The 14,160-nt window shown below is 37.9% G+C and carries 9 protein-coding genes; all 9 read left to right on the top strand.

The annotated features are described in order from the left end of the window. On the top strand, positions 1 to 1,343 hold a 1,343-nt coding region (locus C0430_RS06590; RefSeq protein ID WP_290867010.1), incomplete at its 5' end, for an MFS transporter. Between the two features lie 16 nt (positions 1,344 to 1,359). Then, a complete protein-coding gene (gene pgmB, locus C0430_RS06585; RefSeq protein WP_290867004.1) occupies positions 1,360 to 2,013 on the top strand; it encodes a beta-phosphoglucomutase in 654 nt (217 codons plus the stop codon). A gap of 58 nt (positions 2,014 to 2,071) precedes the next feature. Beyond that, a complete protein-coding gene (locus C0430_RS06580; RefSeq protein WP_290866999.1) occupies positions 2,072 to 4,378 on the top strand; it encodes a glycoside hydrolase family 65 protein in 2,307 nt (768 codons plus the stop codon). A 98-nt stretch (positions 4,379 to 4,476) separates the two neighbouring features. Next, positions 4,477 to 6,309 (top strand): glycoside hydrolase family 13 protein, encoded by a 1,833-nt coding sequence (locus tag C0430_RS06575; RefSeq protein ID WP_290866994.1) that lies wholly within the window; start codon positions 4,477 to 4,479, stop codon positions 6,307 to 6,309. A gap of 87 nt (positions 6,310 to 6,396) precedes the next feature. Continuing rightward, the gene (locus tag C0430_RS06570; RefSeq protein WP_290866989.1) at positions 6,397 to 8,802 is read left to right on the top strand and encodes a TIM-barrel domain-containing protein; all 2,406 of its coding nucleotides are present in this window, start codon (positions 6,397 to 6,399) and stop codon (positions 8,800 to 8,802) included. Between the two features lie 2 nt (positions 8,803 to 8,804). Then, on the top strand, positions 8,805 to 10,460 hold the full coding sequence (locus tag C0430_RS06565; protein ID WP_290866982.1) for an alpha-amylase family glycosyl hydrolase: 1,656 nt from the start codon (positions 8,805 to 8,807) through the stop codon (positions 10,458 to 10,460). Between the two features lie 105 nt (positions 10,461 to 10,565). Next, the gene (locus tag C0430_RS06560) at positions 10,566 to 11,234 is read left to right on the top strand and encodes a glycerophosphodiester phosphodiesterase family protein (RefSeq protein ID WP_290866975.1); all 669 of its coding nucleotides are present in this window, start codon (positions 10,566 to 10,568) and stop codon (positions 11,232 to 11,234) included. After that, the gene (locus C0430_RS06555) at positions 11,231 to 12,439 is read left to right on the top strand and encodes an NAD(P)/FAD-dependent oxidoreductase (RefSeq protein WP_290866970.1); all 1,209 of its coding nucleotides are present in this window, start codon (positions 11,231 to 11,233) and stop codon (positions 12,437 to 12,439) included. Before C0430_RS06560 ends, C0430_RS06555 begins: the two co-directional genes overlap by 4 nt. Positions 12,440 to 12,570: 131 nt before the next feature. After that, positions 12,571 to 14,160, top strand: a 1,590-nt coding sequence (locus C0430_RS06550; RefSeq protein ID WP_290866955.1) for an immunoglobulin domain-containing protein, incomplete at its 3' end; no start/stop codon positions are given.

Raw genomic sequence — 14,160 nt, 5'->3', positions numbered from 1 at the left:
AATATACGATAATGAAAAAACCCAAATTAAGTTTTTGGCAAATCTGGAATCTAAGCTTTGGATTCCTGGGAGTACAAATTGGATATTCACTACAAAATGGTAATACCAGCAGAATATTGGAAGCCCTGGGCGCCGATGTTCACAGCATAGGATATTTTTGGTTGGCAGCACCGCTGGCCGGTCTAATTGTTCAACCCATCATTGGTCTTTCCAGTGACAAAACCTGGACACGACTAGGACGTAGAATCCCGTTTATCTTTTTTGGAGCAATTGTTTCTGCATTGGCCATGTTTTTTATGCCTAATGCGGAATACTTCACCTATTTGTTACCGCCTTTAATTTTTGGTGCCGTCATGCTTCTTTTAATGGACACTTCATTTAATGTGACGATGCAGCCTTTTAGAGCCCTTGTTGGCGATATGGTGAATGACGAACAAAAAAATCTGGGTTATTCTTTGCAAAGTGCCTTAATCAATTTTGGAGCCGTTTTTGGTTCCTTGTTGCCTTGGATTCTGGCCAAAGCCGGTGTTGCAAATGTTCCTGCAGCCGGCGAAAAAGTGGCTGCGTCCGTTATATGGTCTTTCTATATTGGAGGAGCAATTTTATTGGCCACCGTTCTGTGGACTGTTTTTAGGACTAAAGAATATGCACCCAAAGAACACGCACAATACAATGACATCGATCTAGAAACCGAAACCGTGACCGAAAAAACAAGTATCTTGAAATTGATTTCCAATGCTCCAAAGATTTTTTGGCAGTTGGGAATCGTTCAATTCTTTTCTTGGTTTGCGTTATTTTTAATGTGGGTATACACTACCAGAGCCATCGCAAATCAAGTTTGGGGAGCCGAAGCCTTGGATCCAAAATCTATTGGTTTCAACGAAGCCGGAGATTGGACTGGAGTGCTATTTGCTTTTTACAGCGCCGTTGCTGCATTATTTTCTTTGCTTATTCCAACAATTGCAAAATCAATTGGCAGAAAAAAAACCTATAGTTTTTCTCTTTTATTGGGCGGAATTGGGTTGGCTTCGATGTATTTTATTCACGACAAAAACATTCTTTTACTATCCATTTCAGGAGTTGGTTTAGCTTGGGCAGCCATATTGGCAATGCCTTACGCCATGTTATCCGGTTCTTTGCCAGCAGACAAAATGGGCGTGTATATGGGATTGTTTAATGCAACCATCACGATTCCACAAATCGCTGCTGGGTTATTAGGCAGTACAATCATTGCATTGTTTGGAGGTTTTCCAATGGCAATTATTGTAATAGCGGGAGTTTCAATGTTGATTGCAGGCCTGGCAGTATTTTTCGTTAAGGAAAATAACTCAACAGTTAAATAAATTATTACAATTATTAATGAATACAAAAGCATTTATATTCGACCTTGATGGAGTCATTGTCGATACCGCAAAATACCATTATTTGGCTTGGTTAAAAATCGCCAATCAATTGGGAATTGAATTCACGCACGAACACAACGAATTGTTGAAAGGCGTGAGTCGCGATCGTTCTTTGGACATCATTTTAGAATTAGGAAAAGTGAAAGCTTCCCAGGAAGACAAAAATAAATGGCTCGTCCAGAAAAATGAAGACTATTTGTCCTATTTAGTCGATATGGACGAAAGCGAAATCCTTCCGGGAGTGATGCCTATTTTAAAATATTTGAAAGAACGCAACCAATTAATCGCATTAGGTTCAGCAAGTAAAAATGCCAGACCCATTCTCGAAAAAACGGGAACACTACATTTTTTTGATGCGATTGTGGACGGAAATGATGTTTCGAATGCAAAACCCGACCCTGAAGTTTTCCTGATTGCAGCCAAATTATTAGGCAAAAAACCAGAAGATTCGATAGTTTTCGAAGATTCGGTAGCAGGAATACAGGCAGCAAACATTGGAGGAATGACCAGCGTGGGGATAGGAGATGCCCAAACATTGCACGAAGCAAAACATCTATTCAAAGATTTTACCCTTATGGATAAAAGCTTTATCGACGCTTTGATAAAATAAATTTTGTTTCAAGTTTTTAATAAAAAACACAAACTTGAAACCTTAAACAAAAGAAGAAATGAACCAAGATTATATAAAAGCAGACAGTTGGTCCATCATTGAAGAAGGATTTGATCCGGAAAGCGTAAAATCTTCCGAAAGCCTTTTCAGCATTGGTAACGGTGCCATGGGACAACGCGCCAATTTTGAAGAAAATTACACAGGAGAAACCTTTCAAGGAAGTTATATCGCAGGAATTTATTATCCAGACAAAACCAAAGTGGGCTGGTGGAAAAACGGTTATCCAAAATATTTCGCCAAAGTATTGAATGCTCCAAACTGGATTGGAATCGACATCGAAATCAATGATGAAAACCTGGATTTGAATGCGTGTAAGGAAGTCAAAAATTTTCGTCGCGAATTGAATATGAAAGAAGGTTGGTACAACCGTTCTTTTGAGGCAACATTGAAAAACGGTACCGAAATTGCCGTAAACGTGCGTCGTTTTCTATCTTTGGATTTAGATGAAACTGGTATCATCAATTATGAAATCACGCCTTTAAACAAAGATGCAAAAATAGTTTACAAACCCTACATTGATGCAGGTGTAACAAATGAAGATGCCAACTGGGATGAAAAATTCTGGGAAATACTCGATGTAAAAAGAACCGGAAATGAAGCTTTTGTAACGGCTCAAACGTTCAAAACACACTTTAAGGTGACCACTTTTATGCAAAACAGCATTTTGGTAAACGGTAAAAACGGCAACATTTCCCCTTCGAATATTAAAACCGGCGCTGATAAAATTCAATTTTCATACGATGTCATCATTGCAAAAGGGCAAAGCTCCTCTATCCAAAAAATAGGTGGTTATACCGTTTCCTTAAACCATGACAACACCATTTCTGCAGCTGAAGGAGTCATAAAAACTGCCTTGGCAAAAGGATATGACAAATTATTGGAAGAGCAAATCACGGCTTGGGCCAAAATTTGGGAAATGTCGGATATCACCATTGACGGCGACGTGAAAGCACAGCAAGGCATTCGTTTCAATATTTTTCAACTGAACCAAACGTATTTAGGAAAAGATTCCCGTTTGAACATTGGTCCAAAAGGATTCACTGGCGAAAAATACGGCGGCTCCACCTATTGGGACACAGAAGCGTATTGCATTCCGTTTTACATGGCGACCAAAGACCAGCAAGTGGCGAGAAATTTATTGACCTATCGCTACAACCAATTGGACAAAGCGATTGAAAATGCCAAAGACAATCTAGGTTTCAAAAACGGTGCGGCTTTGTATCCAATGGTAACCATGAACGGCGAAGAATGCCATAACGAATGGGAAATTACCCACGAGGAAATCCACAGGAATGGAGCGATTGCTTTTGCCATTTTCAACTATTACCGCTTCACTGGCGATTACAGCTACATCCCAGAAAAAGGATTGGAAGTTTTGATTGGAATTGCCCGTTTTTGGCATCAAAGAGCCAACTTTTCGAAAGACAAAAACCAATTTGTCATTCTGGGAGTTACCGGCCCTAACGAATATGAAAATAACGTAAACAATAATTTCTACACGAATTATATTGCCAAATGGTGTATTGATTATGCCTATGAGCAAATTCAAAAAGTCTCGCTGGAATATCCTTCAGACCATAAACGAATCATCGAAAAAGTAAAATTATCCGACACCGAATTGCAGGATTGGAAAAAAGTTTCCGGCAACATGTACTTTCCAAAATCGGAAGAACTGGGCATTTATTTGCAACAAGACGGATTCCTGGACAAAGAATTGGTCTTGGTAAAAGATTTGGACAAAAGCCAAAGACCTATAAACCAAAAATGGTCTTGGGACAGAATTTTACGTTCTCCATATATCAAACAAGCCGACGTATTGCAAGGATTTTACTTCTTTGAAGACCATTTTTCGACAGAAGAATTAAAACGCAATTTCGAGTTTTACGAAGCATTCACTGTTCACGAAAGTTCACTTTCTCCTTGCGTCCATTCGATTCAAGCGGCAAAATTGGACAAAATGGATATGGCGTATACTTTCTATTTAAGAACTTCAAGACTGGATTTGGACGATTACAACAAAGAGGTTGAAGAAGGCTGTCACATCACTTCGATGGCGGGAACTTGGATGAGTATCGTGGAAGGTTTTGGCGGAATGAGGGTTAAAGATGATTCGCTTCATTTTTCTCCAAAAATCCCGAAAGAATGGTCAGGTTATTCCTTTAAAATTAACTTCCGAAACCAGATTTTGAAAGTTGCCGTTAATCACGACGACACACAACTTACACTCGAAGGTTCAAAACAGTTGACTGTTTTTGTAAATGGCAAGGCAGTTTTGGTTGAACCAAATAGTTTGGTTACTGTATAAAAATCCCAACCATATAAGGCATATAAGAAAACTTAAATGAACTTATGTGCCTTACATGGTTAAAAAATAAAGTTGAAATATATTTAATCGTTTGTCAAATGAAAAAACTACTTTTATTTTTCCTAATTTCTTCAACAATGTTTGCACAAATCGAAAAAACAGAACCTCCTTTTTGGTACGCCGGAATGCACAATCCCGAATTACAGGTCATGTTTTACGGAAAAAACATTGCGCAATTACAAGTTTCCGTTTCCAATTCGATTAAAATTACAAACGTAAAAAGAACTGAAAATCCCAATTACCTTTTTGTTACCATAAACACAAAAAACATTAAGGCAACTGACTTTGTTTTTACATTCAAAAACAATAATTCAGTGGCGTTTACTCAAAACTATTCCTTAAAAAAGCGAAGAGAAAATTCAGCCCAACGCAAAAGTTACGATGCATCGGACTTGATGTATTTGATAATGCCGGATCGATTTTCAAATGGCAAAAAAAACAACGACTCCAATGATTTAACCCACGAAAAATTCAACCGAAATTTGCCTGGAGGAAGACACGGCGGCGACATTGAAGGTATCATCAACCATTTGGATTATTTGCAGGAATTGGGCGTTACCACCATTTGGAACACACCACTTTGCGAGGATAATGAAGAAAAATATTCCTATCATACTTACGCACAATCTGATGTTTACAAAATTGATCCTCGTTATGGAACCAATGAAGATTATGCTCGATTGGCTTCGGAATTGCACAAAAGAAAAATGAAATTAGTAATGGATTACGTTACGAATCATTGGGGAGCGGCACATTGGATGATGAAAGATTTACCCACTCACGATTGGATTCATCAATTTGAAAACTTTACCCAAACCAATCACAAACGAACAACAATTAACGACATAAATGCATCGAAAATTGACACCAAAATTTGTATGGATGGATGGTTTGCGCCAACAATGCCTGACCTGAACCAGTCTAATCCTTTGATGTTAAACTATCTTATTCAAAATGCAATTTGGTGGATTGAATATGCTGATTTAGATGGTTTTAGAGTAGACACTTACAACTATTCAGATCCTGAAGGAATTGCAAAATGGACAAAAGCCATAACAAATGAGTATCCTAATTTCAACATCGTTGGAGAAGTTTGGATGCAAAATCAAGCACAAATTGCGTATTGGCAAAAAGACAGTAAAATTGCCGCTATCCAAAATTACAATTCCCACTTGCCAAGCGTGATGGATTTTACATTACTTGGTGCATTGGGAAGTGTTTTCAACGAAGATGACGGCAGTTGGGACAAAGGAATGGTGAAAATATATGATAATTTTGCCAATGATTTTCTGTATCCAAACATCAATAACATGCTGATTTTTGCCGAAAATCACGACACACAACGCATAAATCACGTTTACAACAACGACATCCGAAAATACAAAATGGCAATGGCAGTTTTGGCCACAGTCCGAGGAATTCCACAAATTTATTACGGTTCCGAAATTGGGATGTCAGGAAACAAAGACAATGGCGATGCCGATATCCGTCAAGATTTTCCCGGCGGTTGGGAAGGCGATGCCATCAATGCTTTTATCAAAGAAGGAAGAACGCCAGGGCAAAACGAATATTTTGATTTCACTTCCAAGTTGTTCAATTGGAGAAAAAACCAATCAGCAGTTCACTTCGGAAAAATGACGCATTACATTCCGGAAAACAATGTCTACGTCTATTTCAGGTACAATTCATCCGAAAACGTGATGGTTTTAATCAACAACAGCAATGAAACCAAAGTGATAAACACAACTCGTTTCGCAGAAAACATTGGTAATCATAAAAGCGGAAAAGACGCAATCACCGAACAAAATATTGACGTCACAAAAGAAATAACTTTGGAACCCAAATCAGTTTTGATATTGGAATTGAAATAAAAAAATTGAACCATGCAAGGCATTTAAAGTCATATAAGAAAACTTAAATGGCCTTAAATGCCTTATATGTTCGAAAAAATACAAACTATGAAAAAATTATTTTTCTTATTATTTATAACTTCACTTTCCTTTGCACAAAACGCAAACAGGAAATTCGAAAGCTTCAAAGAAGTCAACAACGCTTTAGAAATAAAAACTTCCGATGGTTTATATATCATCAAGGCTTATTCTGATAAAATTGTCGAAACTACTTTTATTCCAAAAGGAGAAATTTTTAATCCAAATTCAGAAGCAGTAGTTTTAGTTCCAAAAGCGAATATTACGAAAGTTTATGAAACCCCAAACTCAATAGTCTCTACAGCTTATGGTATCGAAGTTTCTGTACAAAAATCACCTTTTCAAATATCATATTTCTATAAAACCAAACCATTATTTTCCGAAAAATCAGGTTATTTAAAACAAAAACATATTCCGTTAGAAAATGTAAAAGGCAACATAAAAACCGATTCAACCGAGGTAATCCAATTCAACATTTCGCCTGACGAAATGCTTTATGGTGGCGGCGCACGTGCTTTGGGAATGAATCGTCGTGGCAACAAATTGGCTTTGTACAACAGAGCGCATTATGGCTACGAAACCCATTCGGAATTAATGAATTTTACCATTCCGATGGTCTTGTCGTCAAAAATGTATGCCGTTCATTTTGACAATTCCGCCATTGGCTACTTGGATTTAGACAGCAAAAAAGACAATACTTTAGCTTATGAAACTATTTCAGGTCGAAAAACCTATCAAGTAATCGTGGGCGATTCTTGGACTGATTTGATTTCCAATTACACCGATTTGACCGGAAAACAACCCTTGCCGGCTCGATGGACTTTGGGAAATTTTTCCAGCCGTTTTGGCTATCATTCGCAAGAAGAAGTAGAGAAAACCATCAAAAAATTTGAAGACAACAACATTCCTGTCGATGCCATAATTCTCGATTTGTATTGGTTTGGCAAAGAAATGAAAAACACAATGGGAAATTTGGATTGGGAAAAAGAAACCTTTTCAAATCCAGATAAAATGATTGCCGATTTGAATGCGAAAGGCATAAAAACAGTTCTCATTACTGAACCTTTTGTACTGACAACTTCCAAGAAATGGCAGGAAGCCGTGGACAAAAAAGTATTGGCAACAGATAAAGACGGAAAACCTTTTACTTATGATTTCTACTTTGGAAACACCGGAATCATCGATATTTTCAAACCTGACGGAAAAGATTGGTTTTGGAATGTGTACAAACGATTGATCAATCAAGGTGTTGGCGGACTTTGGGGCGATTTGGGCGAACCCGAAGTATTCCCTTCAGAAGCCATCACTGCTGGAGGAACAGCCGATGAAATCCACAATGTTTACGGACACAATTGGGCAAAATTAATTGCCGATGGTTACAAAAAAGACTTTTCGAATCAACGTCCGTTTATTCTGATGCGCGCCGGATATTCTGGTTCACAGCGTTTTGGCATGATGTCTTGGAGTGGTGATGTGAGCCGTTCTTGGGGCGGATTGCAATCGCAAATGGAAATTTCTTTGCAAATGGGAATGCAAGGCATGAGTTATATGCACTCGGATTTAGGAGGTTTTGCAGGTGATTATTTCGACAATGAATTATACATTCGTTGGTTGCAATACGGTGTTTTTAATCCAATTTTCCGTCCGCACGCTCACGAAGAAGTTGCAGCAGAACCGGTTTACAAAGATATTGTGACCAAAGCAAAAGCCAAGAAACAAGTGGAATTGCGTTACCAATTAATGCCTTACAATTATACTTTGGCTTTTGAAAACAACCAAAAAGGAACGCCGTTAATGCGTCCGTTGTTTTTTGAAGAACCCAACAATGCCAAATTGTCGACCGTTTGTGAAACTTATCTTTGGGGAAATGACTTTTTGGTGACTCCAATAACGAAATCTGGAGTGACTACAACTTCGATTTATTTTCCAAAAAACAACAATTGGTTTGATTTCTATTCCGATGAAGAACAATTGGCAGGAACCACTTCGACCGTTGCGGTTGTTGAAGATCATATTCCAGTTTATGTTCGTGGCGGCGCTTTTATTCCAATGATAAAAACCATTCAAAACACATCGAAATATACTTTGGACAACTTCGATTTGCATTATTATTTTGATGCAAAAACTACCCAAACTTCCGGAAAATTATACAATGACGATGGAACAACGGCCAATGCTTTCGAAAAAGGAGCATTTGAAGTTTTGAATTTCAATGCCAATGCCAATGCCAAAATGCTAGCCATCAAATTGAATTCGGAAATTGGGAAAAACTTTCAATCTTCCGATAAAAATGTGGCATTAATTATCCATAATGTAAAAGCAAAATCAGTAATCGTTAACGGAAAATCTACTCCTTTCAAAACCGTAAAAAACAATATAGAAATTCCCGTTTCCTGGAAAAAAGGAACAGGAGTTGACATCAAAATTCAATTCTAAAAATGAAAAAAAACATCCTATTTTCGATAGCATTCCTCAGTCTTCTTTTTTCAAGTTGTTCTTCAACCAAATCGGTAAAAACAACCTCAAAAACGCCTTTCGTTTGGGAAAATGCCAATGTGTATTTTCTTTTAATCGACCGATTCAACAACGGGGACAAAACGAACGACCATACTTTCAACAGAAATAAACCAACCGGAAAATTGCGCGGTTTTGAAGGTGGCGATATTCGAGGCGTCATTCAAAAATTAGACGAAGGATACTTCGAAAAACTCGGAATAACTGCCATTTGGATGACGCCAGTCGTAGAACAAATTCACGATGGAGTTGACGAAGGAACTGGTTTTACTTATGGATTTCACGGTTATTGGACTAGAGACTGGTCAGCATTGGATCCAAGTTTTGGAACCAAAAAAGACTTGGCCGAATTAGTTCAAAAAGCGCACGCAAAAGGAATTCGAATTATGCTTGATGCCGTTATCAATCACACGGGACCAGTTACTGCCGAAGATTCTGCTTATCCAAATGACTGGGTGAGAACGTCTCCAAAGTGCACCTACAATTCGTATGACACTTATATTAATTGTACATTAGTCGAAAACCTTCCAGACGTAAAAACCGAAAGCAACGAAGCTGTGGCTTTGCCTCCATTTTTAGTTGAAAAATGGAAAAAAGAAGGTCGCTACGAACAAGAAGTAGCCGAATTGGATGTGTTTTTTGCTAAAACAGGTTATCCTCGTGCGCCAAAATATTACATCATGAAATGGCTATCGGATTACATCACGGATTATGGAATTGATGGCTACCGAGTGGATACCGCCAAGCATACTTATGAAGATGTTTGGGCCGATTTCAAGAAAGTTTGCGACCAAGCTTTTGCCGATTTCAAAAAAAATAATCCAACAAAAGTATTGGACAACAATGCATTTTTCACCGTTGGCGAAGTGTATGGATATAATATTGGAGCCAAAAAATGGTTTGATTTTGGAGATAAAAAAGTGGATTATTTCGCAAATGGTTTTACCGGTTTAATCAATTTTGATTTTAGAAACGAAGCCAAAATGAACTACGAAGATTTGTTTTCAAAATACAACACAATTCTTCAAAATGACTTAAAAGGAAACACGGTTATGAACTATGTTTCATCGCACGATGACGGTTATCCTTTTGACAAGAAAAGAGAAAAAGTGATAGAAGCCGGCACAAAACTACTTCTTGCACCAGGAATTTCGCAAGTTTATTATGGCGACGAAAGTGCTAGACCGTTAGACATTCCTGGAACTACAGGTGATGCAACCTTGCGTTCGACGATGAATTGGGACGAGATAAAAACCAATTCCGAAACTCAAAAAGTGTTTTTGCATTGGCAAAAACTAGGTAATTTCAGAAAAAATCACCCATCGATTGGTGCTGGTGTTCATAGACAAATTTCGGCAAGTCCTTATGTTTTTAGCCGAACTTTTACCAAAGATAATTATACAGACAAAGTTGTTATTGGTTTGGATTTACCAAAAGGACAAAAGAGAATTTCGGTGGGAAGTATTTTTAAAGACGGAACAAAAGTAAGAGAATTTACTTCAAATCAAATTGTAACTGTCACAAATGGTTTTATTGAAATAGATACACCAAATACAATTTTATTAATCGAAAAAAAATAATCCTAACACTGGATTTACAAAATTATTCGCAAAGTTCTCAAAGGATTCATTCCATTTGGGAACTTTGCGTTTTTTCTTAATTACCTTTGTTCAAAATTGATGCAAATGAATCCCATTCTCAAAATAGGACATCGAGGAGCAAAAGGCTATGAACCAGAGAACACTTTAGTTTCTTTCGAAAAAGCGATTGGTTTAAAAGTGGATGGCATCGAACTCGATGTGCATTTGAGTTTAGACAATAAAATTATGGTCATTCACGATGAAACCATTGACCGCACAACATCTGGAACTGGCTTTGTTCATCAATTTACTGCATTGGATTTAAAAAAATTTGGCGTCCCAAAACTTATCGACGTTTTAGATTTGGCAAACCAAAAATGCTTTGTCAACATCGAACTCAAAGGAGGTGGAACCGCCAAACCCGTTGTTGCTGTAATGGAACTTTATATTTTGAAAAAAAATTGGACTTACGATAATTTTTTGGTTTCCAGTTTCGATTGGAAAATGCTCGAAGAAGTTCAACATTTGAATCCAAAAATCCGAATTGGCGTTTTAACAGAATCGTCTATTGAAGGAGCTTTGGCTTTTGCCAAAAAAATAAATGCTTTTTCCATTCATCCCGATTATGCGTTATTGTCGAAAGAAAATGTAGCTTTGATGCAGGAAAATGGATTGGAAGTTTATCCTTGGACGGTCAATTCAACAGAAGACATCCAAAAAATAAAATCATTCAACGTAAACGGAATCATTTCCGATTTTCCAGATAGAATATGAACCAGAATTTTGACATAATAATTGTAGGCGGTGGCGCGGCGGGATTTTTTACGGCCATCAACATTGTGGAAAAAAACCCGAAACTGAAAGTCGCCATTCTCGAACGCGGAAACGAAGTTTTGTCTAAAGTCAGAATTTCTGGCGGCGGAAGATGCAACGTGACACACGCTTGTTTTGAACCCAACGAATTGGTAAAATTTTATCCCCGTGGCGAGAAAGAATTGCGCGGTCCATTTCATCAATTTTGTTCGGGAGATACTGTGGAATGGTTCAGCAATCACGGCGTGGAACTCAAAATTGAAGATGACGGAAGGATGTTCCCGGTTTCGAATTCGTCGCAAACCATTATTGATTGTTTTCTTCAAGCGACACAAAAATTGGGAATCACCGTTTTTACAGGACAAAGCGTGCAATCGATTTTCAAGAAAGATAATTTTTGGAAAATTGAAACTCAAAATAAAAATTACATCGCCGAAAAACTAATTCTCGCCACGGGAAGCAACCCAAAAATTTGGGAAATGCTGCAAACTTTTGGTCACGCCATCGTGAATCCCGTTCCTTCCCTGTTTACTTTCAACATCAAAGATGCGAGAATAAAAGAATTACCAGGAGTTTCAGCGATGGTTTCAGTAAAAGTAAAAGACACCAAACTGGCCTCAACCGGCCCATTGTTAATCACGCATTGGGGAATGAGCGGTCCGGCCATCTTGAAATTGTCAGCTTGGGGCGCCCGAATTTTGGCTGAAAAAAATTACCAGTTTACCATTTTCGTTAATTGGCTGAATGATATTGAAGCTGGTGATGCCGAGAAAATTCTCAAAAATTTAAAACAAGAACACGCCAAAAAAGGGGTTTCCAAAAAATCGCCTTTTGATTTCCCGAACCGATTATGGGAAAGTTTGGTTTTGGCTTCCTCCATTTCTGAAGAAACCAAATGGGCCGATTTGTCGAAAATACAACTACAAAACTTGATCCATCAATTGACAAATTCCAGTTTTCAAGTCAACGGAAAGAGCACTTTCAAGGAAGAATTTGTGACTGCTGGCGGAATAGATTTAAAGGAAATCAACTTCAAAACCATGGAAAGCAAACTGCACGAGAATCTCTTTTTTGCAGGAGAAATAATCAATATTGATGCCGTAACTGGTGGATTTAACTTTCAAAATGCTTGGACAAGTGGTTATATTTTGGCAAACTCATTGTAGTCTTGAGTAAATTTAATTGTAATTTTGTTAAAGAAGTGTGCATTTCATCGGATATTTTTATTTAAATAATTGTAAAATAATTATTTAAGTTCTTTCTTTACAGTTCCACATTAACTAATACCCTAAGGTCAATGAAAAAAATTTACTTGTTAGTCGCTCTATTTTTAAGCATCTTTTCTTATAGTCAAAATTTCGATTCATTTGCAAGTGGCGTAAAAATTAATAGCACGGTTTATAATGTAACGTCAAGTGCTCCTATTCAACAAATTAATCCAGCACCTGACGCACAAAATTTTGACGGGTCAAATTTAGGCACGTTTGGGCAAAATTCTAGTTGTGCAAAAATTACTGGTGGCGAAATTAAAACTTGGAAAACTGCTTCAGGAAATGTGTGTGGCACTACGTTAAACTGGCGTGTGTATCCTGCCAGTGCTTCACCATCTGGAAGCTTTAATTCGGTGCCGTTGACAACTATTTCTGAATGTGATTTAAGCACGAATGCTTTTTATGACGGTTTTGGACCCTGTTCAAATAATGACCAAAAATGGAAAGATTATTCCATCAACATCGATTTTGTAAATTCCTTAACTACTGGAAATTACATTCTCGAAATTTATTATACTTTAACGGGTTCTGATGTAAATGCTTCAACTTGTGAAACCATCAAATACATTAATAATTCAGGACTAAACTATAAGGCATCTTTTACCGTGTCAAACCCAATAACAGATCCAACGGCATCTTCAACATCCGTTTGTGAAGGCGAAAGCTTAACTTTAATTGCAAATCCTTCGGGTGGTGTTTCTCCATACACTTTTAGCTGGACTGGTCCGAATGGGTTTACTTCGACCGATGAAAATCCAATAATTAACAATATTTCCCTATCAAATGCCGGTGCTTATTCTTTAATTGTAACCGATGCCTGTGGTTCCTTTTCGAATAGCAAGAGTACTGCAGCAGTAGTTGTAAATGCAAAAATAGATCCTGAATTTGATGCCACTTTACCCGCAATTTGTAAAAATGGAATAGCTCCTCTTTTGTCAACTACATCTACAAATGGAATCACGGGAAGTTGGAATCCGCCAATTGTCAGTAATACTGCAACGGCGACCTATGTTTTTACTCCTGATCCTGGTCAATGCGCTAATTCGTTGTCCTTTACCGTTTTTGTAGTAAATAATGTCTCTCCTGCATTTACCTTGCCAACATCTATTTGCTTTGGAGCCACTCCTCCAGTCCTGAATAATATTTCAAATAATGGAATTGTAGGAACTTGGAGTCCAGCAACAGTGAGCAACACTTCTTCTGGCACTTATACTTTTACACCAAGTTCATTACAATGTGCTTTGCCTGTAACTGTACAAATAAATGTAAATCCATTGTTTGCAGTTTTTACTCCAGCAATTCCTCCTATTTGTTCGGGAGAAGTGCTGAATGATTTGCCTACAACTTCCACCAACGGAGTTACGGGAACTTGGTCGCCGGCCATAAACAATACGGCAACGACAACCTACACTTTTACACCAACTGCCGGTCAATGTACTGTGACACCTGTAACTATGACTATTGTCGTGAACCCGATTGCGGCAACTTTCACTCCAATTGCTCCGATTTGTTCTGGTGATGCTTTGGCTCCTTTGCCAACGACTTCTGATAATGGCGTGACGGGAACTTGGTCGCCTGCCACAAACAACACGGCAACAACAACCTATACTTTTACA

Source organism: Flavobacterium sp. (assembly GCF_013823965.1).
GTDB lineage: Bacteria > Bacteroidota > Bacteroidia > Flavobacteriales > Flavobacteriaceae > Flavobacterium.
This window is presented reverse-complemented; position numbering and strand designations above follow the sequence as displayed.